Here is a 22,182-nt window from a genome sequence, read left to right on the forward strand (position 1 = left end):
TAATTAAAATTTATGAATTTCGAAAAAGAATTTAAGGCATTTGCCACAAAAGATAGAGGTGTAAATAGCATGTATTACGATAAAATTGTAAGCGCTATGACTCCAGTGGGACTTACTCCAAATATTATAGAAGAACGTCAATTAAACGCTGTTTCAATGGATGTTTTTTCTAGATTAATGATGGACAGAATCATTTTTATGGGAACTGGCATCAACGATCAAGTTGCAAATATTATCCAAGCTCAACTATTATTTTTAGAAAGTGCAGATGCATCTAAAGATATTCAGATTTATATCAATTCTCCGGGAGGAAGTGTTTACGCTGGTCTTGGAATTTATGATACTATGCAATACATCAAGCCAGATGTAGCTACAATCTGTACAGGAATGGCTGCTTCTATGGGCGCTGTATTATTATGTGCTGGAGAAAAAGGAAAACGTTCTGCACTACCTCATAGCCGTGTTATGATCCACCAACCTTTAGGAGGTGCTCAAGGACAAGCTAGTGATATTGAAATTACAGCACGTGAGATCCTTAAGCTAAAAGGAGAATTATATGAGATAATCGCAAAACACTCTGGACAATCTATGGATAAAGTTACAGAAGATAGTGATCGTGATTACTGGATGAAAGCTGAAGAAGCTAAAGCCTATGGAATGATTGATGAAGTATTAGTAAGAAATAGCTAGTTTTTAAAAATCTAAGCAACAAGCATAGACAAATATTTAAAGACTATTTTTAAATAGAAAATACCAAGATTGTATTTTCACAAAAGAAACACAATGGCGAAAGAAGATTTAGAATGTTCATTTTGTGGTCGTAAAAAGCCGGAAACTAGCTTGCTTATTGCAGGTTTAGATGCCCATATTTGCGATCGCTGTATTGAGCAGGCACATGGAATAGTTATAGAAGAATCGCAACAATCTAAGAATACCGAATTATCCTCTGAATTGGTTTTAAAAAAACCAGCTGAGATTAAATCTTATTTAGATCAATATATTATTGGTCAAGATGCTACCAAAAAGGTAATGTCGGTTGCTGTATACAACCATTACAAAAGATTACTTCAGCCGGCATCTCAAGATGATATTGAGATCCAAAAGAGTAACATTATTATGGTTGGACAAACTGGAACTGGAAAAACACTTATGGCAAAAACAATTGCCAAGATGTTGAATGTTCCATTGGCAATTGTAGATGCTACTGTACTTACAGAAGCAGGTTATGTTGGTGAAGATGTAGAAAGTATCTTAACAAGATTACTTCAAGCTGCAGACTACAACTTAGAAAAAGCAGAAAGAGGAATTGTTTTTATTGATGAAATCGATAAGATTGCTCGTAAAAGCGATAATCCATCTATCACAAGAGATGTTTCTGGAGAAGGAGTACAACAAGCTTTACTAAAACTTTTGGAAGGAACCGTAGTTAATGTTCCACCAAAAGGAGGAAGAAAGCATCCAGATCAAAAGTTTATTGAAGTGAATACTGAAAACATTTTATTTGTTGCCGGTGGTGCTTTTGACGGAATAAACAGACATATCTCTAAGCGTTTGAATATGCAAGCTGTAGGTTACAGTGTTGCTAAAAAAGACATGGTAGATAGAGATAACTTATTACAATATGTTATTCCAAAGGATTTAAAAGAGTTCGGATTAATCCCTGAGATTATAGGGAGACTTCCAGCACTTACCTACATGGAACCATTAGATGCAAAAACATTAAGATCGATTCTTACTGATCCTAAAAATGCTATTATTAAGCAGTACACAAAACTGTTTGAAATGGATGATATCGAATTTAAAGTTAATGATGAAGCTTTAGATTTTATTGTTGAAAAAGCTATTGAATACGAATTGGGGGCTAGAGGATTAAGATCTTTATGCGAATCTATTCTTACCGATGCAATGTTTGATCTTCCTAGTTCAGAAGAAAAAGAACTTGTAGTTGATAAAGAATATGTAGAGCAGAAATTAAATAAGACTGCTGTAAACAAATTAAAAGCAGCTTCTTAAAGTAAAAATCTCCATATTAAGTAAACAATCAAGCCTCCTCAATGGAGGCTTGATTGTTTTATTGATTTAAAAAATATATCTTGTGCTATAACTTTACAACGATTTGGGAACAACTAGCATAAATAATTCTTTTTTTATTCAACAACTGAAAAAAGGTAAGGAAACTGCTTATGAAGCCCTTTTCAATCTATACTTCAAAAAATTACACTATTTTTCATGCCAGTACATCAACAATGATGAAGACGCTAATGAGATCGTTCAGAACACATTCTACAAGCTCTGGAAAAAAAGGCATAAACTCTCTACTGACATCAATTTAAACGCATATCTTTTTGCTATTGTAAAGAATGAATGCTTAGATTATTTAAAACATCAGAAAATAAAAAGTCAGTATAAAAATCAAATTGAAAGTGAGATAAACCTCATCAATCAAGAGTCATTACAGGACAACCCGAGCCTATTACTCATTGAAAAAGAATTACACAATAAGGTAAACCAATTAATTGAACAACTCCCTCCTGCCTGCAAAGATATATTTATTAAAAGCCGCTTTAATGGTCTCAAACATAAAGAAATCGCAGAAGAATTAAGTATATCACAAAAAACTGTAGAAGCACAAATCACAAAAGCTTTAAAGTTTTTAAGACATGAACTACAAGAATACATGGGCTTCTTTCTATGAAGCTAAAGCCTTAATACTTTATACCAAAATTCACCTAACACCTCAAATAAGACAATTGTTTGCGTAAATATCTAAACAAAAATTAAAAATTTAACATTTATGCGTTAGGGTATTTTTAAGTTGAATCGTTTTATTAGTATATGGACGAGAAAAGCTTAATAAAATTTATTCAAAATAAAGGTGATAAAACTTTCAAAAAGGAAGTTATTAATTGGATAAATTCATCAAAAGAAAACAAGGAAAAATTCAATGAAATTAAAGCAATTTACGTTGCTAGATTTGATGACGAAAATAATATTGACATCCCTAATCAATACAAAAGATTTAAAAAGAGAATAAGCATAAGAAAATATTCATATCGAATAGCAGCAGCAATAACTATTCTAATCTTAACTAGCTCAGCTATTTTCTTAAGCAGCAAATCTGATAACATCTTTACGCAAGAAGAATATTATGCCACTGGTATTGGCGAACAAAAGGAATTCATTTTGAAAGACGGTAGTAAGATACAACTCAACTCCGATAGTAAATTAATAATTACTTCAAGCTTTAATGAATCAGATAGAACTGTCAAACTTTTTGGCGAAGCTTTCTTTGAAGTAGCTAGAAATGAAAAAAAGCCATTTATTGTAGATACAGAACAAGGTTTTAAAGTAAAAGTTCTTGGTACTACATTCAATGTAAAAGCATATGATAATGATCCTACCGCACAAACTACTCTACTCTCTGGAAAAGTAGAAATATACAAACGACATAAATCTATTCCTGAAGTCACTCTAAAACCAAAACAAAAAGTGGTTTTTAATAAAACAGGAAAAACAATAGCTCTTTATAAGAATGTCTCCACACAGAAATCAACATCATGGAGAAATGGTATATTAACATTCGACAACACCTCCTTTAGTGAAGTTATTAAAGACCTAGAAAGATGGTATAATGTTACCATTACAATAGAAGACCCTTCAATAAAAAACTATTCTTTCTCAGGGAAATTTATGAGAAATAATAAAGTACAAGAAGTATTAGAAATAATAAAAACCTCATCACCAATTGAATACAATTATGACATAGAAAAGCAGAAAATAATTTTCAGAAAAAGATAGAGAATAAAGGAGGTGTTGCCGCACCTCCTTTATAGTAAAATCTGTCAGAATTAATCTAACATTAAAAACCATTTAAAATTATGAAAAAAAAGCAAAACAATGCCAAGCATTTTTTATGCAAACATTGTTCCTCCAGAAAACTCTTTCGCATCATGAAGATCTACCTATTAATTCTCTGTCTAACTATCGTTGAGATTTCAGCTTCCAGTAGTGATTTATATGGACAAACTATTAGTTTAAACTATAAAGACACTGAGCTTAAAGAAGTTTTATTAAATATAGAAAAACAAACCGATTATGTTTTCTTCTATAATAACTCAATAATTAATGAGCAGATAAAAGTTAACACAACCATAACAAGTAATGATATTGACGATGTACTGCATAATGTGTTAAAACATACTGACTTTAAGTATAAGTTAATGAATAATAACATTGTATTAGCTAAGGATTTTGAGCTTACTAATTCATCAAATAAAGACTCGTATAATAAAATCTCACGCTCTAATACTTTAATCACTTCTTTACTACAAGACAAAATTGAAATTTCAGGTACAGTTCATGATGAAAGTGGCGTCCCATTGCCAGGTGTTAACATAGTCGTAAAGGGATCTTCTACAGGAACACAGACCGACTTTGATGGTAATTTCAGCATTTCTACGGATAAAAAAAGCACTTTAGTTTTTAGCTACATTGGCTTAAAAACCAAAGAAGTTAGCATTGATGGTCCTAATTCTAATCTGAATGTAACACTCAAATCTGATGCGAATGAACTTAGTGAAGTAATAGTTGTAGCATACGACACACAAAGCAAATCCTCTTATACTGGTGCTGCTGTTGATGTTGATGTTGACAAAGTAGAAAACTCTCCGCTCCCCTCTTTTCAAGAAGCACTTCAAGGAAATGTTGCGGGTGTACAAATTTCAACTCAAAGCGGTCAACCAGGAGCTGCTCCAGATATTAGAATTAGAGGAATTGGATCTATAAATGCTAATTCTGACCCTTTATATGTAGTAGATGGAATTCCTGTTGTTTCTGGTAACATATCAAGGATTGCAACTAGTTCTAACACTATTGCAGGAATAAACCCTAAAGACATTGCTTCTATTACTGTTTTAAAGGATGCATCTGCTACTGCAATTTATGGTTCTAGAGGTGCAAATGGAGTTATTTTGATTACCACTAAAAGAGGGAAATCTGGGAAAACAAAATTTGATGCTAGTACTCAATATGGAGTAAGTAGTATGATTGTAAGAGATCATAATAAACCATTAAATACCAATGAACTTTCCGAACTCCTTGTTGAAGGGCGAGTAAATATTGGTGATACTCAACAAGAAGCAGAAGATTATATATATAGTAGAATTGATAGAACTGTAAATACAGATTGGTTAGATGTTATTTCTAGAGATGGGGAATACAATCAATATAACCTAAGCGCTAGCGGTGGAGGAGAAAAAACTAGTTTTTATGCTTCATTAGGGTATTTCGACCAAAAAGCAGTCATCATTGGCATTGACTACAAAAAGTTAAATGCTAAATTAAACGTGACACACCAAGCTACTGATAAACTAAAAATCAACATGGGCGTTTCTGTTAGCAATCAGAAAATAAACACAAATGAAGATGGTGGTAATGCTGCGAATCCAGTTAGAGCTATTTATAGAACTGTTCCATGGGAGCCTGTATATAATCAAGATGGCTCTTACAATACAGATATATTATTAACATACAATCCTGTAGGACTCGTTAATGAGGATATTAGAGAAACAAAATTATATGGCATCCAAGGGAACTTAGGGCTTACCTATGAATTTACAGACAATTTAAGCTTTGAGACAAAAGGAAATGTTGATTTCAACTTAGCTAACGAGTTTGAGTACAACAATCCTGATTTTGGAGTAGCACGAAATAAAGGTGGCGAAGGAACAGCTTATGATAATAATATTTTAAACTACAATATTACCAATCTATTAAAATACAATTGGGAAATAAATAACGATCACCGCCTGAACTTTATATTAGGACAAGAAGCCCAAAAAATAGACCAAAGTGATGTCTACGCAAACGCAAGCAATTATGGAGCACCAGGATTAACAACTCTCGAAAATGCTTCAGTTTATGAAAGCGCTTCAAGCAGTAAAAGTTCATCATCAATAATTTCATACTTCTTCAATACCAATTATACATTGATGAATAGATACATTGTGAATTTAACAGCGAGAAGGGATGGCTCATCAAGGTTTGGTTCAGATGTACGCTATGCTAACTTCGGTTCTGTCGGTTTGGCTTGGAATATAAGCTCTGAAAAATTCATGGAAAACCAAAACTTCATAAAGCAATTAAAACTGAGAAGTAGCTATGGAGTTAACGGAAATCAAGAAATTGCAAACTTTGCATCACGTGGACTCTATGAAACTGGGGAAGATTATAATGGAAGTCCAGGTTATGCTTACAGCCAACAGTCTAATCCACAACTTACTTGGGAGAAAAATAAACCCTTTAATGTTGGTATGGATTTCAACTTTATAAATAGAATAAGTGGAACAGTAGAATATTATACAAGAACAACTTCCGATCTATTATTCGAAGTACCTATTTCTGCTACTAATGGTATTACGAGCTACCTAGAAAACATTGGAGAAATGAAGAATTCAGGTTGGGAGTTTGCCTTAAATACCGTTAATATAGAAAACCCAGATGGTTTTAATTGGTCTACTAGCTTTAACTATACTTCAAATAATAACGAGATTACTAAATTAGATTCTGATGAGCCTATTATTGGCGACGAATACATTAGAGAAGTAGGAGGAGATTTTTACACCTTTTATATGCCTGGATATGCTGGAGTAGACCCTAATACTGGTGATGCATTATGGTACACAGATGGCACAGAAACACAAACCACCAATGAATATAGTCAAGCAAATCCTTATGCACAAGGAAGTGCACTTCCAGATTTTTATGCTGGACTTACCAACACTTTAAGCTATAAAGACTTTAGCTTATCATTTATGTTTTATCTGAATTATGGAAATCAGGTTTATGATTATTGGGGAAGATACACAAATAGTGATGGTAGTGCAGGACTTAACGATAGAGGTAATATGACTCGTAATATATATGAAAACAGATGGCAAGAGCCCGGCGACATTACAGATGTTCCAAAAGTTGTATGGAGTAATGATCAATCTGGTAGCTCGAGCCAACATTCTTCTAGATTTCTATACGACGGAACTTATCTAAGGCTTCGTGATATTACTTTTTCATATTCTCTTCCTGAAGATATCTCCAATAAACTAAACATTAGCAATCTTAGGTTTTATATAAAAGGAACAAATACGCTCACTTGGGTAAAAGATAAAAAAATTGAAATGGATCCTGAGGTTGGAGTTAATGGTAAATCTGACTTAAGAATTCCTATTTCAAAGCAATTTTTATTCGGTATAGACTTTTCATTCTAAAAACAAAAAACATGACAATCAATATAAAAAATATAATTATTTGCTTGTGTGCTATAATAGCACTTACGGCATGTAGTAGCGATTTTCTAGACATCGATCCTGAACAGAATGTCCCTTCCGAAAATGCCGTTACAGATATTAAAACACTACAAACCGCAATTAATGGTGTGTATAGCAAACTTCAAAGCGATGCATATTACGGTAGAAGCATGTATGTAATTCCAGAGTTAATGGCAGACAATTTATATCTAAGCTCTAGAAACACAGGAAGATACTTGGACTTCGATAATTTTATAGTAAATGAAGAAAATTCTTATGTCGAAGATACTTGGAATGCAATCTATGAAGTAATAGCTAATGCTACAAAAGCTATTAATGGAGGTGAGAAATTAGAATCTACAACTCCAGAACAACAAAAAGAGATTGATCAATTAATTGGTGAGGCCTATGCAATTAGAGCATTAGCACATTTTGATTTAAGCCGTTTATTTGCGCAACCATATAACTTTACTGCCAATGCAGATCACCTCGGAGTTCCAATTGTAAGTATTTCAACTGATGAAAATATCTCACCAAAGAGAAATACAGTAAGTGAAGTTTATGCCCAGATAAATAATGACCTAAGCACAGCTATTTTAAATATGACATCAACAAATAACGATGGAAGATTTACTAAATACGCTGCTAAAGCTTTAGCGGCAAGAGTAGCTATCTATCAAGAAAACTACAGCAATGCTATAAAATATAGTTCGGAAGTTATTGCAGAAGGTGGTTACTCATTAATTTCTAATGAAAATTATAATGATATTTGGGAAAGTGAATTTAACAGTGAATCAATCTTTGAAATCATTAATACCATTGCCGATAACGAAGGCACCAACAGCTTAGGTCATTATTTTGATCCAAGTGGTTATGCTGATGCTTTAGTGACACCAAATTTGTATAGCAGTTACGACGAAAACGACGTTAGGAAAACCGCTATAACAGAAGGCTCTAAACAAGGAGCTGAAGAAGATGCCCTCTTTGTATATAAATTTCCAAAAGGAACACAATATACAGACAACATTAGAATTTTACGTCTTGCAGAGCAATATCTTATTCGTGCAGAAGCATATGCCAAAAACAATGAATATGAAAAAGCACAAACAGACTTAGAAACCATAATGAGACGTGCAAACCCTAATGCAATAGACGTAACAGAAACAGGGCAAGCCCTAATTGATAAAGTAATTGAGGAAAGAAGAAAAGAACTAGCATTTGAAGGGAATAGATTGTTCGATCTTAATAGAAATAAAAAAGATATACAAATTATACAAGGAGAGAACATCATTGATGCATCCTATCCGAACGACAAGTTCATTCTTCCAATACCATTAGACGAGCTTAATGCTAATCCAAATATAAAGCCTCAAAACCCAGGATATTAAATGCTCTCATTATTATACAAAACATATAATTTAGAAAAAAAACATGTCTTTAGAATTGCAGGGGGTGCTAGAACTAGCACCCCAGCAATCCTAATTCAATTAACGTTTGCTAACTATATTGGCTATGGAGAAGCCTCTATGCCTCCATTATATGGAGAGAGCTTTCAAACAGCAATAAGTTTTTTAAATAAAATAGATCTGTCTCCTTTTAAAGACCCTTTTAATGCTGAAGACATATTAACATATATTGATAATGTAGTACCTAAAAATGTCGCTATAAAAGCAGCGATCGATATAGCTCTTCACGATTTAATAGGTCAACTGCTTAAAATTCCACTGCATTCTTATTTTGGATTAAGAAAAGAAAATCTTTCTACCAGCAAAACGATAGGGATTGACACTCCTGATATTATAAAAGAACGTGTAAAGGAGGCTAGTCAATTTAAATATCTAAAAGTTAAATTAGGAGGAGAAAATGATAAAGAAATCATTCATACCATTAGTCAAACTACAGATAAACCCCTATTTATTGATGCCAATCAAGGGTGGAAGTCCAAAGAAGAAGCTTTAGACAAAGTACATTGGTTAAAAGAACATGGTGCTGTATTTATAGAGCAACCATTACCAAAAAATTCTTATGATAGCCTTACATGGCTAGCTGCTCATTCCCCGCTTCCAATAATTGGAGATGAAGGAATTCAACGTTTACCTGATGTGATAAATGCTTCAAATTTTTATCATGGCATCAATATTAAGCTAATGAAATCCACTGGTTTAAGAGAAGCATATAAGATGGCTCAAACTGCCAAAATGATGAATCTAAAAATAATGCTGGGATGCATGTCGGAAACTTCATGTGCGATCGGTGCTGCTGCACAATTAGGCGCACTAGCTGATTGGGTAGATTTAGACGGAAATCTTGGCATCAAAAATGACCCTTTTACAGCTCATACAGTTAAAGAAGGCGTAATTCATCTAAATAACAAACCTGGTATCGGACTTATAAATCCAAATTGGGACAGAATCCTAGCATACTAATACCATGTATGAAATGATTAGAAGTCTCAAGAGGACAAAGGAAAGAGACGTTTCTACAAACAAGTTTAAATAATTACTAATGAAATTTAACATTCAAAACATACTCTTAATTCTCTCCGTTTATAGTTTCCTATTTCTTGTGTCATCATGTAAAAAGGAGACAAAAAAAACAGTAGAATCCAAGAACGCTTTTACCAATGATATTGCTTTAGACTCTTTTTTTACTGAACTTACTGACAAAGGGATGTTTAACGGAGCCGTTGCCGTGAAAAAAGATGGTAAACTTATTTTTAAGAAAGGATATGGCATCGCTAACTTTAAATTAAATACTCCTTTCCTACCATCAACAGCTATGGAGGTAGCCTCGGTTTCTAAACAATTTACCGCAGCTGCTATCCAAATATTAGCCCAACAAAATGAATTAAATATTAACGAATATGCCTATAAATATCTGGGAGATGAATTTCCATATAAGGAAATTAAAGTATCTCATTTATTAACACATACCTCCGGCTTAAAAGACTATGAAGAATATTTTAAAAAAGAATGGGATACCACTGCTATAGCTTACAACCAAAATATTGTGAACTATTTTACAGAACAAAAACCTCCCTTAGAAAGTACTCCTGGAGAAAAATATCATTACTCTAATTCAGGTTTTGTGCTATTAGCTAGTATAGTAGAAAAAGTAAGCGGCAAAACCTTAGATGTATTCTTAGATGAACATCTTTTCAAAACAGGACACATGAATAACAGCGGGTTCTTGGAACGAGATAGTATTTGGAATATTAATAATTATGCTCCTGGTTATATGTTAAATCCTAAGACATGCTCTTTTGATAAACCTGAATTATTACAAGGTAAAAAGTATTACAGGTTTTTAAGTGGTCGATTTGGCTCTGGAAGGCTATCTACTTCTATTGATGATTTATTGAAATGGGACAGCATACTACACACTAATACCCTTATAAATGAAAAAAGTAAGTCTTTAGCTTTCACACCTCACCCACCTAGTAAAGATTCTTCAGACTATGGCTTTGGCTGGCATATACCAGACACAACAGCTCAAAATAGAATAATTTATCATACTGGGAGTTGGGCTGGAAATAAATCATACATCAAACGTTTTATTAATAAAAAAGATGTAGTTATAATTTTAAATAATACGAATAGTCCTTATATGGTTCCTATTCGAAAAGAAATAGATAAATACGTTACTAATGGCACAGCACTAACTGTTCCTCCTCTGTTAGGTGAAAATGTATTGGAAAAAGAGATTTGCAAACTATCGACTGACAATATAAAATCTTGGTACGAAAAAAATCAAGAATTGAAGTGGGATCAAAAAGACCTATCCAACCTTAAAAAATTCTATTTAAAAAATAATGAAAAAAATAAAAGTGAAATAATATCAGTCCTTCTAAAACTGATATAAAAACAAAATTCATCAGAATTAATCTTATTAATTCTGATGAATTTTACTCTTTATCCATTGCCAACAATTCTTCCAAATAATGTCTATTACTAGAAAGTCTAGGTATTTTATGTTGCCCTCCTAACTTATTGTATTTTTTCAACCAATCATAAAAAAGGTTTTTTCTAGCTCTATGGACTGTTGGTTTATTTAATGTGATGTTATTATAACGTTTCGCCTCATAATCTGAATTCAATGCCTTAAGAGCATTATCCATAATATCGGTAAATACATCTAAATCTTCGGGCTGCTTCCGGAACTCTATCAACCATTCGTGAGCTCCCTTTTCTTTTCCTTCCATAAAAATAGGACCCGCTGTATAATCGATTATTTCAGCACCTGTTTTCTGACATGCTTTTTGAAGAGCTTGTTCTGCATTCTCAATAATAATTTCCTCCCCAAAAACATTAATATGGTGTTTCGTTCTTCCTGTTACTTTGATACGATATGGGTTAATGGAAGTAAAACGTACGGTATCTCCGATAAGGTAACGCCAAAGACCAGCATTGGTAGTTATCACAATTGCATAGTTTTTATCTAGTTCCACTTCCCAAATCGGAATCACCTTTTCATTTGGTGTATCATAAACATCCATTGGAATAAACTCATAGAATATTCCATAGTCCAACATTAGCAACAATTCATTTGAATCGTTTCGATCTTGAATAGCGAAAAACCCTTCCGAGGCATTATAAATCTCATAATACCTAAAGCTCTTTCTAGGCAATATTCGTTCATACTGCTCTCTATATGGTTTAAAACTTACTCCGCCATGAAAATATACTTCTAAATTCTCCCAGATTTCAAAGAGGTGCGTTTTTCCTGTTTTTTCCAATACTTCATTCAACAATACCAACATCCAAGAAGGCACGCCAGCAAGGCTCGTTACATCTTCTCTTATGGTTTCCTCTACAATAGCAGATAATTTATGTTCCCATTCACTCATTAGAGAAACTTTATGACTCGGCGTACTACTCATTTCCGCCCAGAATGGCATATTATCTATTATTATTGCTGATAAATCTCCAAAAGAAGTATTATGGTCGTGATACAACTCTTTACTTCCTCCTAAACGTAGACTTTTTCCATTAAAAAGTTTTGACCCTTCATTATTATTAAAGTACAAAGAAAGCATATCTTTTCCTGCCTTAAAATGGCAATCTTCTAAGGATTCTGTACTTACAGGAATAAATTTACTTTTTGCATTTGTAGTACCGCTACTCTTTGCAAACCATTTTATATGAGTAGGCCAAAAAACATTGTCTTCTCCTAATCTAACTCTTTCAATCAAAGGCTCCATATCTTCATAACGCACTACAGGAACGCGATCGGCAAAGGTTGCATATGAACCAATTTCTCCAAACATATATTTTCTACCTACTTCTGTATCTTTAGCAACTGCTAATAAATGAGTAAGCACTTCTGTCTGTACTTCACTAGGATATTTGAGAAAAAGTTCAATCTGATGAAATCGCTTTTTCAAAATCCAAGAGGCAATTGAATTGAATAATGGTATTGACATATATTTAAATTATATTTGATAAAAATATGAAAAAAAAGTTATCATGTTCGAAGGCGTACTCACTAAAATGCAAACAGAATTTACAAGTCCTGTAAATTATTACCTAATTCTTGAAAACAACTTCATAAATTTTAATCAATTATTAGATAAAAACATAGAAATTAAGTTTGTAAAATTCGAGTGCCTTTCTTGTCATCTAGACAAATCTATTTACAGACAAGGTTTTTGTAAAAGTTGTTTTTTTGAAACTCCTAAAGCAGCAGACTGGATTTTAAAACCAGAATTAAGTAAAGCGCACTTAGACATAGAAGATAGAGATCTTGCTTACGAGAAAGAATCTCAATTACAGCCTCATATTGTATATTTAGCTAACTCAAGCAGTGTTAAAGTTGGAGTTACTAGAAAAAGTCAAGTTCCAACAAGATGGATCGACCAAGGAGCACATGAAGCAATAGAAATTGCTGAGCTTCCAAATAGATATTTAGCGGGAATAACTGAGGTAGCCTTAAAAGATCATGTTTCTGACAAAACAAACTGGCGTAAAATGCTTAAAAATGAGATTTTAGACGAAGACCTTGCCAAATACCGTGATGAATTAAAAAAATATATCCCAGAAGAAACGCTACCCTATTTTATAGAAAACAATACGGAAACTAATATAGAATTTCCTGTAAAGGAATATCCTGTAAAACCTAAAAGTTTAAATTTAAGTAAAACTCCTGAGTACAAAGGAAAGTTAAAAGGAATTAAGGGACAATACTTAATTTTTGAAGATCAGACAGTTTTTAACGTAAGATCTAATGAAGGATTAGTAGTTTCTATAAATGTATTGCCTTCTTAAGAGGAGAATTATATTCAATTAAATATCAAAAAAAAAGTTAGAGATTAATCCTCTAACTTTCTTTGATATTCTTGCTTATACATAGCTTTTGCAACTTCTTCTCTTCTTTGTTGAGAAGGCTTAGTAAAATGTTGGTTACTACGCAAAGTTTTCAACTGCTGTGTTTTTCTGTATTTTTGCTTGTATCTTTTTAAGGCTCTATCAATGTTTTCACCTTCTTTTATTGGAATTATAAGCATGGTAATGTATTTTAATAGTTAATAATTAAAAAAAACCACCCTTGGGAGGATGGTTTTATTTCGTTAAATGCTTAGTCAACTATTTCTACGTTAACTGCATTCATTCCTTTTCTACCTCTTTCGGTTTCAAATCTTACTTTGTCGTTTTCATTGATGTTATCAATTAAACCGCTTTCGTGTACAAAGATGTCTTCATTGGTATCAGCTTCTGTGATAAATCCAAACCCTTTGGTTCTGTTAAAGAACTTTACTGTTCCTTCTTTCATTGTATAATATTTTAAATTTTTATAAATCGGCACACAAATGACTGGATTACACTAAATCAATTAAAAACTGATTATAGCGCTTCAACAAGGAATCATGCCCCTGTGGCAAAAAGTCTATCTAGTAAAAGTGGGATAATAAATTCTCGGAAGGATAAAAAATACCAAATTTGTAATATTCTTAATTGCTATTGGGTGCAAAGTAACGCCTTTATTTCCGATTAATCTATTTATTTCAAGTTTATTTCAAGATAAACTCTGAATTTCAACAAATTATAAATTTAAACACCCACAAAAAGCTTGCTTTGATAACTAAAAACAGTAGCTGACGGCATACGCATCAATAAAAACTATCATTAAATAATATATAACAATAAAAAACAACTCTAAAAAGGCTAAGAATTAGTAAATTTATAATGTGATTTACAATCACTTAGCAATAGATTAATTAAAAACATATATTATGACAAAGAAAAAGCTTACTACTTCTGCAGGATCCCCAGTCCCATCTAACGAGCATTCTTTAACAGCTGGAAAGAGAGGTCCTGTTTTAATTCAAGACTATCAGTTATTAGAAAAATTAGCACACCAAAATAGAGAACGTATTCCAGAACGTGTAGTTCATGCTAAAGGTTGGGGTGCCCACGGAACTTTTACTGTAACAAATGATATCTCTAAGTACACTCGGGCTAAAATATTTTCTGAAGTAGGTAAAAAAACTGAGATCATGGCTCGTTTTTCTACTGTTGCTGGAGAGCTTGGTGCTGCAGATGCAGAAAGAGATGTAAGAGGTTTTTCTTTAAAATTCTATACCGAAGAGGGGAACTGGGATCTTGTAGGTAATAATACGCCCGTTTTCTTTGTAAGAGACGGTTATAAATTCCCAGACTTTATACACACTCAAAAAAGACATCCTAAAACCAATTTACGATCACCTGAAGCTATGTGGGACTTCTGGTCTTTACACCCAGAAAGTCTTCACCAAGTAACTATATTAATGTCCGACAGAGGTATTCCTGTAGCTCCGCAATTCATGAATGGATATGGATCTCACACTTATAGCTTCTGGAATAATGATGGTGAAAGATTTTGGGTGAAATTTCATTTTAAAACAAAACAAGGACATAAGCACTATACAAACGCTGAAGCTACTGAAGTAATAGGAAAATCAAGAGAATCATATCAAGAGGAACTTTTTGGAGCTATTGAAGATGGAAATTACCCTAAATGGTCGCTAAAAGTTCAAATAATGCCAGAGAAAGATGCGGAAAAGACACCATATAATCCTTTTGACCTTACTAAAGTTTGGCCACATGGTGATTATCCATTAATAGATGTGGGAGAATTAGAGCTCAACAGAAACCCTAACAATTATTTCCAGTATGTAGAAAATGCTGCATATTCTCCTTCTAATATTGTTCCTGGAATAAGTTTCTCTCCAGATAGAATGCTACAAGCACGTCTATTCTCATATGCAGATGCCCATAGATATAGATTGGGAACACATTATGAAGCACTTCCAGTAAATCAAGCTAAATCTGAAGTAAACCATTATCATAAGGATGGTGCGATGCGCTTCTTTGATAATAATAACGAAAATCCAGATGCTTATTATGAGCCAAACTCTTTTGATGGTCCTGTAGCAGATGCGTCTGTAAAAGAACCTCCTATGAATATTTCTGGTGATGTTGACAGATATGGACATGAAGATCATGATGATTTTAAACAACCTGGAGATTTATTCCGTTTATTTAATGATGAACAGAAAAACCGCCTATTTGTAAATATTGCTACAGCAATGGATGGGGTTTCAGAAGGGATTGTGAAAAGACAATTAAAACATTTTTATGCCGCTGACCCAGCTTATGGAAAAGGGGTTGAAAATGCTATTAATGAAATGAAAAAGACAAAAGATCCTAATTCTAACGAAAATCCAAAAGAACTATAAATCAAAATTGTATTTTTGGAAGGCGAAGTTTATAAGTTATAAACTTCGCCTTAATTATTTGATATCAATAAATGAGAACAGAAGAGTTATTTAATGCCATCCGAAAGGAAGAACAAGAAACAGTAGAAGCTATACTTACTGAAAACCCAACACTAGTAATGGAAAAAGATCAACGTGGATCTACACCTTTATTACTGGCTACTTATTATGGGTATAATGAAATTGCAAGGATTATCTTGAAATTTAATCCTGAAATAGATGCTAAGGATGCTTCTGGAAACACAGCATTAATGGGTGTTTGCTTCAAGGGTTTTATAACTATTGCAGAGCTTCTTATTGCTAATAATGCTAGCTTAAACCTAACAAACGGAAACGATGCAACAGCACTAATATTTGCAGCTACTTTTGGAAGAGAAGATATTGTTAGGCTCTTACTTAAAAATGGCGCTGATAAAACAATGAAGGATGCGCGCGGACTTACAGCTTTAGATCATGCGAAAATGCAAGGGATTAAAAATATTGTCGAATTATTAAACTAATCCTAAAGATTATTTGACAGCTGTTCTATTTTAACCTTATCGTTTATTTTGATTTTTTTACCATCAGTAATAATTAGTCCTTTCTTAGAGAAATCTGATATCATTCTAATCATGGACTCTGTTGCTGTACCTACAATATTTGCAAATTCTTCTCGTGACAAAGTGATTTTAAGAAATCCTTCTTCACCAGTACCAAATTCATCATTTAAACTTAGCAGTGCACTTGCAAATCTTGCCTTTACAGGTTTTTGAGCCATTTGCACAATATGATTATTAGCAAGTTTTAAATCGTAACAAATATCATTTACAATATCGGCAGAGAAGCTTGAATTTTCTTTAAATACAGTCAGGATTTCTGCTTTAGGAATAAAACAAACTTCCATATCTTCAATAGCTTTTGCTGATAAACTTACCGCATCATCACTTACAATGCTACGTTGCCCTAAAAGATCTCCCCTTTTTATAAACTTAACAATCTGACTTTTCCCATTTGAAGATAACTTGGTTAGTTTACATATTCCAGATTTAATACAATAAACTCCATTTAAATGATCTCCTTCTTTAAAAATATAAGCTCCTTTTTTAACTCTTTCAGAAGTCTTACAATCAGAAATTCCTATTAATTCAGATTTGTTTAAACTTCTTAAAGAACTAAATTTTCGCACTATACATTGCTCGCATTTACTCAATTTCGGTAGTGCCATTCTTTAATTTATTAAATTATTTGGTTATGACAAATATCATACTTTTTATTTATATATTTATAGAGATTTGCGCAGCAAAAACTTTATTTAGTGAGGGATTCATGTTTTCATTGTGGTTTAGATTGCGAACAAGACTCTTTAGTCTTCGACGATAAAATATTTTGTTGCAATGGTTGTAAGACTGTTTATGCTATTTTTTCTGAAAACAACCTAACTTCTTATTACGACCTCGAAAAGACCCCAGGAACGACTCCCACTCAAATTCAAGGTAAATACGATTTCCTTGAAAACGAAAAAATCGTTAAAAGCTTAGTAGAATTTAATGATGATGACCTACAAATTGTAAGTCTCTATATTCCTACAATACATTGTAGTTCTTGCATTTGGGTGCTAGAAAATCTTCATAAATTAAATTCAAATATAAAAAATTCTCAAGTAAATTTCCCTAAGAAAACTATAAGAATTACTTACAAAACCAGTGAATATGACCTAAAAAAGGTAGTATTACTATTAGCTTCTATCGGTTATGAACCTAAAATAAACTTAGAAAATAAAAATACAGAGATAGAATCTCTAGATCGAAGCATCATTTATAAATTAGGAATTGCAGGTTTTGCTTTCGGGAATATTATGTTTTTATCTTTCCCAGAATATTTTGAAGTTGGAGAGTTTTGGCTTGAACAATACAAACCATTTTTCCGATGGATCATGTTTGCTTTTTCTCTTCCAGTAGTTTTTTATGCTTCTTCAGATTATTTTATATCTGCTTATAAAGGGATTAAATCTAAAATTCTAAATATTGACCTTCCTATTGCATTAGGAATTGCAGTTTTATTCACAAGAAGTTGCTATGAAATTATTACTGGAGTTGGTCAAGGTTTTTTCGACAGTCTCGCCGGATTAGTATTCTTTTTACTCATTGGGAAATTTTTTCAGCAAAAAACATATAGTTTCCTCTCTTTTGAAAGAAGTTACAAAAGCTACTTCCCTATTGGCGTTACCATTATAAAGTCCGATAATAATGAAGAAAACATCCCTGTTCAAGATGTAAAAAAAGGAGATAGAATACTCATCCGAAGTGAAGAGATTATTCCTGTAGACAGCATCCTTATAAAAGGCGATGCTGCTATTGATTATAGTTTTGTTACTGGAGAATCTGATGTTGTGAAAAAAGAATCTGGTGATAAAATTTTTGCTGGTGGAAAGCAAAAAAAGAATGTCATAGAAATTGAAGCTTTAAAAACAGTTTCTCAGAGTTACTTAACGCAACTTTGGAGTAATGATGCTTTTAAAAAAGAAGGCCATGCTAATTTTAAAAGTATAACAGATCAAATTAGTAAATACTTTACTATTGTTATTTTAACGATAGCCTTCCTTTCGCTCTTTTATTGGATTTGGAAAGATGCATCCAAAGCTGCATACGTATTTACAGCCATCCTTATAATTGCATGCCCATGTGCATTAGCTCTTTCTGCTCCCTTTACTTTAGGTAACTTACTCCGAATATTCGGAAAAAAAGGGTTTTACTTAAAAGACGGACATGTAATTGAAAAGCTAGCAAAAATAGACACTGTTATTTTTGACAAAACAGGAACTATTACAGCCAGTAATCAACACGCTATAACCTATGAGGGAGACGCATTAAATGATGATGAAGAAATATTACTTAAAAGCACTTTAAGGGGCTCGAATCACCCGTTGAGCAGACAATTATACGAGCTATTGAAATCAAACAATATTATTCCATTAGATGAATTCAAAGAAACTACTGGTAAAGGCCTAGAAGCACGTATTAAGAATCAAAATATAAAAATAGGCTCTGCTAACTTCGTTACCCAAGGCAATACCAAGAGCGCCTTAAAAACAAGTGTCCATATAAGTACAAATAATCAATACAAAGGTAAATATGTCTTTTACAATCAATATAGAAAAGGCATCTCTAAATTATTCAATAAATTAAGTAAAAAATATTCGCTAGTAATTTTATCTGGAGATAATGCAAGCGAAAAAGAAAATTTATGTAAATTACTTCCTGTTAAGACAAAGTTGCTATTTAATCAGCAACCTCAAGATAAATTAATATACATAAGACACCATCAAGAAGAAGGTGCTAAAATATTAATGATTGGAGACGGACTAAATGATGCTGGAGCTTTAAAGCAAAGCAATGTTGGAGTTGCCATCTCTGAAAATGTAAATATATTCTCCCCCGCCTGCGACGCAATATTAGACGCGAAAAAGATTACTGAGATAAATAAGTATTTAAGCTCATGTAAAAAAGGTATTAATATTATAAAGGCAAGCTTCATCCTTTCTTTTATATATAATATTATAGGTTTATCCTTTGCTGTTACTGGACACTTATCGCCTGTTGTAGCAGCCATTTTGATGCCTTTAAGCTCTATTAGTGTAGTTGTTTTTACAACGTTATGCACTAACTATTGCACAAGAAAATTAAATTGATTTAGTAAGTATGACAAATGTCATTCTTTATGCTTAAGAATGACTATAATTTTGCAATAGAATATAAAAGCTATGAGTGTAATATATATCCTATTATCGATAAGTATTTTAATCGCCTTGATATTTTTCATTGCTTTTATTAGCGCCGTAAGATCTGGACAATATGATGATAGCTACACGCCATCTGTACGCATGCTTTTTGAAGATGAAATAAAAGAACAAACCAATAAAAATAAATAAACAATAATCACAAACTATGGAGATGGAACAATTTTACTACGACAACAAAATTGTAAAGAAGTTTCTTTATGCTACTATGTTCTGGGGCTTAGTAGGGATGCTGGTAGGTTTACTACTTGCTTTTTTATTCGTATTTCCACATTTAACCGACGGTATTTCGTGGTTAAGTTTTGGTAGGTTAAGACCTCTACATACAAATGCTGTTATTTTTGCATTTGTTGGGAATGCAATTTTTGCGGGAGTATATTACTCCCTACAAAGGTTACTTAAAGCCAGAATGTATAGTGACTTTTTAAGTAACTTAAATTTCTGGGGATGGCAACTTATTATTGTTGCTGCCGCTATTTCACTACCGCTAGGATATACTACATCTAAAGAGTATGCCGAATTAGAATGGCCTATAGATATTGCTATTGCAGTTATTTGGGTTGCTTTTGGTGTAAATATGATTGGTACTATTCTTAAAAGAAGACAACGCCATTTATATGTTGCAATATGGTTTTACTTAGGAACTTTTGTAACTGTTGCTGTTTTACATATTTTTAATAATATAGAACTGCCTGTTAGTGCAATGAAAAGTTATTCTGTATATGCAGGAGTTCAAGATGCATTAGTACAATGGTGGTATGGACACAATGCTGTTGCATTCTTCCTTACGACTCCTTTCTTAGGGCTTATGTATTATTTTGTACCGAAAGCTGCAAACAGACCTATCTATTCATATAGATTATCTATTGTGCATTTCTGGTCCCTAATTTTTATATATATCTGGGCAGGACCTCACCATTTATTATACACAGCTTTACCAGAATGGGCACAAAATTTAGGGGTTGCATTTTCTGTAATGCTTCTTATGCCTTCTTGGGGAGGTATGATAAACGGACTCTTAACATTAAGAGGAGCTTGGGACAAAGTTAGAGTTGACCCAGTTTTAAAATTCTTTGTAGTTGCAATTACTGGTTATGGTATGGCAACGTTCGAAGGGCCACTACTTTCTCTTAAGAGTGTAAATGCTGTAGGTCACTTTACAGATTGGATTATTGCACACGTTCACGTTGGTGCTTTAGCATGGAATGGATTCTTAACTTTTGGGATGATTTATTATCTAGTTCCAAAAATGTTCAAAACAAAATTATATTCTGTAAAACTAGCCAACTTCCATTTTTGGATAGGTACATTAGGAATTATCCTTTACGCACTTCCAATGTATGTTGCTGGGTTTACACAAGCTTCTATGTGGAATCAATTCAATCCAGATGGAACATTACTTTACGGTAACTTCTTAGAAACTGTAACTCAAATTATCCCAATGTATGCAATGAGAGCAATTGGAGGTACAATGTATCTTATCGGAGCTGCTATTGGAGTTTACAATGCTGTTAAAACAATAAGAATTGGAGTTGATGTTACTGATGAATTAGCGGAAGCTGCTCCATTAACAAGAGTATCTAAAAAGAGACTTTCTGGAGAGACTTTCCACGGTTGGTTAGAAAGAAAACCAGTACAATTAACAATTTTGGCTACCATCGCCATATTAATTGGTGGTATCGTACAAATTGTACCTACCATATTAGTAAAATCTAATATCCCAACTATATCTAGTGTAACGCCATATACTCCTTTAGAGCTAGAAGGTAGAGATCTTTATATCAGAGAAGGTTGTGTTTCTTGCCACTCTCAAATGATTCGCCCTTTTAGAAGTGAAGTGGAACGTTATGGAGAGTATTCTAAAGCAGGAGAATATGTTTACGACCATCCATTCCTTTGGGGAAGTAAACGTACAGGTCCAGATTTACACCGTATTGGAGGTAAATACAACGACAACTGGCACTTTAACCATATGTACGATCCACAGAGTACGTCGTCAGGAAGTATTATGCCATCATATCGTTGGTTAATTATGGACGAACTCGATCGTTCTGATATTGAAACAAAAATGGAAGTCATGGTAAAGCTTGGTGTTCCATATACAGAAGAAGAAATAGCAAATGCACGTCAAAATATGGATGAGCAAGCAAATGCTATACAAGAAAATCTATATCAAGATCCTGATTTTAAAGCAACATACGAAGAAGATAAGCGAGCTGCAGCAGCTAGAAATGAAGAATTCGTAGAGATGAAAGATCGTGAAATTGTAGCCTTAATCGCCTACTTACAAAGATTAGGAACAGATATTAAGATAAATTTCGATCAAGAAGAATCAACTAGTAAAAATAACTAAT

Annotated in this window: 18 protein-coding genes; 14 read left to right on the top strand and 4 right to left on the bottom strand. The window is 33.0% G+C overall.

Annotation, left to right across the window (positions count from 1 at the left end):
* Nucleotides 1-12: 12 nt before the first annotated feature.
* The 8 genes from clpP (at nt 13) to JM658_RS11140 (ending at nt 11,162) form a co-directional block, all read left to right on the top strand.
* Nucleotides 13-690 (top strand): ATP-dependent Clp endopeptidase proteolytic subunit ClpP, encoded by a 678-nt coding sequence (gene clpP / locus JM658_RS11105; RefSeq protein ID WP_262911755.1) that lies wholly within the window; start codon nt 13-15, stop codon nt 688-690.
* Nucleotides 691-783: 93 nt separating this feature from the next.
* A complete protein-coding gene (gene clpX, locus JM658_RS11110; RefSeq protein WP_236959339.1) occupies nt 784-2,013 on the top strand; it encodes an ATP-dependent Clp protease ATP-binding subunit ClpX in 1,230 nt (409 codons plus the stop codon).
* A gap of 103 nt (nt 2,014-2,116) precedes the next feature.
* Nucleotides 2,117-2,695 carry an RNA polymerase sigma-70 factor gene (locus tag JM658_RS11115; protein ID WP_236959340.1) on the top strand — a complete coding sequence of 193 codons (579 nt, stop codon included), beginning with the start codon at nt 2,117-2,119 and terminating at the stop codon, nt 2,693-2,695.
* 140 nt (nt 2,696-2,835) lie between these two features.
* Nucleotides 2,836-3,798 carry a FecR family protein gene (locus JM658_RS11120; protein ID WP_236959341.1) on the top strand — a complete coding sequence of 321 codons (963 nt, stop codon included), beginning with the start codon at nt 2,836-2,838 and terminating at the stop codon, nt 3,796-3,798.
* A gap of 152 nt (nt 3,799-3,950) precedes the next feature.
* Nucleotides 3,951-7,262, top strand: coding sequence for a SusC/RagA family TonB-linked outer membrane protein (locus JM658_RS11125; RefSeq protein WP_236959342.1), 3,312 nt, complete (start codon nt 3,951-3,953; stop codon nt 7,260-7,262).
* Nucleotides 7,263-7,273: 11 nt separating this feature from the next.
* A complete protein-coding gene (locus JM658_RS11130) occupies nt 7,274-8,689 on the top strand; it encodes a RagB/SusD family nutrient uptake outer membrane protein (RefSeq protein WP_236959343.1) in 1,416 nt (471 codons plus the stop codon).
* Nucleotides 8,690-9,727, top strand: a complete 1,038-nt coding sequence (locus JM658_RS11135) for a dipeptide epimerase (RefSeq protein WP_236959344.1) — start codon at nt 8,690-8,692, stop codon at nt 9,725-9,727. It abuts the gene before it with no gap.
* Nucleotides 9,728-9,806: 79 nt separating this feature from the next.
* Nucleotides 9,807-11,162, top strand: a complete 1,356-nt coding sequence (locus tag JM658_RS11140; RefSeq protein WP_236959345.1) for a serine hydrolase domain-containing protein — start codon at nt 9,807-9,809, stop codon at nt 11,160-11,162.
* Between the two features lie 43 nt (nt 11,163-11,205).
* On the opposite strand, the gene JM658_RS11145 is transcribed toward JM658_RS11140, so the two are convergent.
* The gene (locus JM658_RS11145) at nt 11,206-12,723 is read right to left on the bottom strand and encodes a GH3 auxin-responsive promoter family protein (protein ID WP_236959346.1); all 1,518 of its coding nucleotides are present in this window, start codon (nt 12,721-12,723) and stop codon (nt 11,206-11,208) included.
* A 40-nt stretch (nt 12,724-12,763) separates the two neighbouring features.
* On the opposite strand from JM658_RS11145, the gene JM658_RS11150 reads away from it, so the two are divergent.
* On the top strand, nt 12,764-13,564 hold the full coding sequence (locus JM658_RS11150) for a DUF2797 domain-containing protein (RefSeq protein WP_236959497.1): 801 nt from the start codon (nt 12,764-12,766) through the stop codon (nt 13,562-13,564).
* 44 nt (nt 13,565-13,608) lie between these two features.
* On the opposite strand, the gene rpsU is transcribed toward JM658_RS11150, so the two are convergent.
* Both rpsU and JM658_RS11160 read right to left on the bottom strand, forming a co-directional pair.
* Nucleotides 13,609-13,803 carry a 30S ribosomal protein S21 gene (gene rpsU / locus JM658_RS11155; RefSeq protein ID WP_236959347.1) on the bottom strand — a complete coding sequence of 65 codons (195 nt, stop codon included), beginning with the start codon at nt 13,801-13,803 and terminating at the stop codon, nt 13,609-13,611.
* 71 nt (nt 13,804-13,874) lie between these two features.
* Complete coding sequence (locus JM658_RS11160; RefSeq protein WP_236959348.1) at nt 13,875-14,069, bottom strand: cold-shock protein; 195 nt, start codon at nt 14,067-14,069, stop codon at nt 13,875-13,877.
* A gap of 460 nt (nt 14,070-14,529) precedes the next feature.
* Between JM658_RS11160 and JM658_RS11165 the strand changes: the two genes are divergently transcribed.
* Both JM658_RS11165 and JM658_RS11170 read left to right on the top strand, forming a co-directional pair.
* Entirely contained in the window at nt 14,530-16,014 is a 1,485-nt protein-coding gene (locus JM658_RS11165; protein ID WP_236959349.1) for a catalase, read from the top strand.
* Nucleotides 16,015-16,085: 71 nt separating this feature from the next.
* Nucleotides 16,086-16,553, top strand: coding sequence for an ankyrin repeat domain-containing protein (locus JM658_RS11170; protein WP_236959350.1), 468 nt, complete (start codon nt 16,086-16,088; stop codon nt 16,551-16,553).
* Nucleotides 16,554-16,555: 2 nt separating this feature from the next.
* Here JM658_RS11170 and JM658_RS11175 read toward each other — a convergent pair whose 3' ends face one another.
* Nucleotides 16,556-17,257, bottom strand: coding sequence for a Crp/Fnr family transcriptional regulator (locus JM658_RS11175; RefSeq protein WP_236959351.1), 702 nt, complete (start codon nt 17,255-17,257; stop codon nt 16,556-16,558).
* 90 nt (nt 17,258-17,347) lie between these two features.
* Here JM658_RS11175 and JM658_RS11180 point away from each other — a divergent pair, with 90 nt between their 5' ends.
* The 3 genes from JM658_RS11180 to ccoN all read left to right on the top strand — a co-directional run bounded on the left by JM658_RS11180 (nt 17,348) and on the right by ccoN (nt 22,181).
* Complete coding sequence (locus JM658_RS11180; protein WP_236959352.1) at nt 17,348-19,720, top strand: heavy metal translocating P-type ATPase; 2,373 nt, start codon at nt 17,348-17,350, stop codon at nt 19,718-19,720.
* A 72-nt stretch (nt 19,721-19,792) separates the two neighbouring features.
* The gene (gene ccoS, locus JM658_RS11185) at nt 19,793-19,960 is read left to right on the top strand and encodes a cbb3-type cytochrome oxidase assembly protein CcoS (RefSeq protein WP_236959353.1); all 168 of its coding nucleotides are present in this window, start codon (nt 19,793-19,795) and stop codon (nt 19,958-19,960) included.
* Nucleotides 19,961-19,976: 16 nt separating this feature from the next.
* Entirely contained in the window at nt 19,977-22,181 is a 2,205-nt protein-coding gene (ccoN, locus tag JM658_RS11190; protein WP_236959354.1) for a cytochrome-c oxidase, cbb3-type subunit I, read from the top strand.
* The last annotated feature ends 1 nt before the right edge of the window (nt 22,182 follow it).

This window comes from Joostella atrarenae (assembly GCF_021764745.1).
Lineage (GTDB): Bacteria > Bacteroidota > Bacteroidia > Flavobacteriales > Flavobacteriaceae > Galbibacter > Galbibacter atrarenae.

Bases quoted from the DNA above. Each gene is read 5' to 3' on its own strand.
- clpX (WP_236959339.1), top strand. From the start codon at position 784: ATGGCGAAAGAAGATTTAGAATGTTCATTTTGTGGTCGTAAAAAGCCG.
- JM658_RS11125 (WP_236959342.1), top strand. From the start codon at position 3,951: ATGAAGATCTACCTATTAATTCTCTGTCTAACTATCGTTGAGATTTCA.
- JM658_RS11140 (WP_236959345.1), top strand. From the start codon at position 9,807: ATGAAATTTAACATTCAAAACATACTCTTAATTCTCTCCGTTTATAGT.
- JM658_RS11145 (WP_236959346.1), bottom strand. From the start codon at position 12,723: ATGTCAATACCATTATTCAATTCAATTGCCTCTTGGATTTTGAAAAAG.
- ccoN (WP_236959354.1), top strand. From the start codon at position 19,977: ATGGAGATGGAACAATTTTACTACGACAACAAAATTGTAAAGAAGTTT.
- JM658_RS11160 (WP_236959348.1), bottom strand. From the start codon at position 14,069: ATGAAAGAAGGAACAGTAAAGTTCTTTAACAGAACCAAAGGGTTTGGA.
- JM658_RS11130 (WP_236959343.1), top strand. From the start codon at position 7,274: ATGACAATCAATATAAAAAATATAATTATTTGCTTGTGTGCTATAATA.
- clpP (WP_262911755.1), top strand. From the start codon at position 13: ATGAATTTCGAAAAAGAATTTAAGGCATTTGCCACAAAAGATAGAGGT.
- rpsU (WP_236959347.1), bottom strand. From the start codon at position 13,803: ATGCTTATAATTCCAATAAAAGAAGGTGAAAACATTGATAGAGCCTTA.
- JM658_RS11120 (WP_236959341.1), top strand. From the start codon at position 2,836: ATGGACGAGAAAAGCTTAATAAAATTTATTCAAAATAAAGGTGATAAA.
- JM658_RS11135 (WP_236959344.1), top strand. From the start codon at position 8,690: ATGCTCTCATTATTATACAAAACATATAATTTAGAAAAAAAACATGTC.
- JM658_RS11170 (WP_236959350.1), top strand. From the start codon at position 16,086: ATGAGAACAGAAGAGTTATTTAATGCCATCCGAAAGGAAGAACAAGAA.
- ccoS (WP_236959353.1), top strand. From the start codon at position 19,793: ATGAGTGTAATATATATCCTATTATCGATAAGTATTTTAATCGCCTTG.
- JM658_RS11165 (WP_236959349.1), top strand. From the start codon at position 14,530: ATGACAAAGAAAAAGCTTACTACTTCTGCAGGATCCCCAGTCCCATCT.
- JM658_RS11175 (WP_236959351.1), bottom strand. From the start codon at position 17,257: ATGGCACTACCGAAATTGAGTAAATGCGAGCAATGTATAGTGCGAAAA.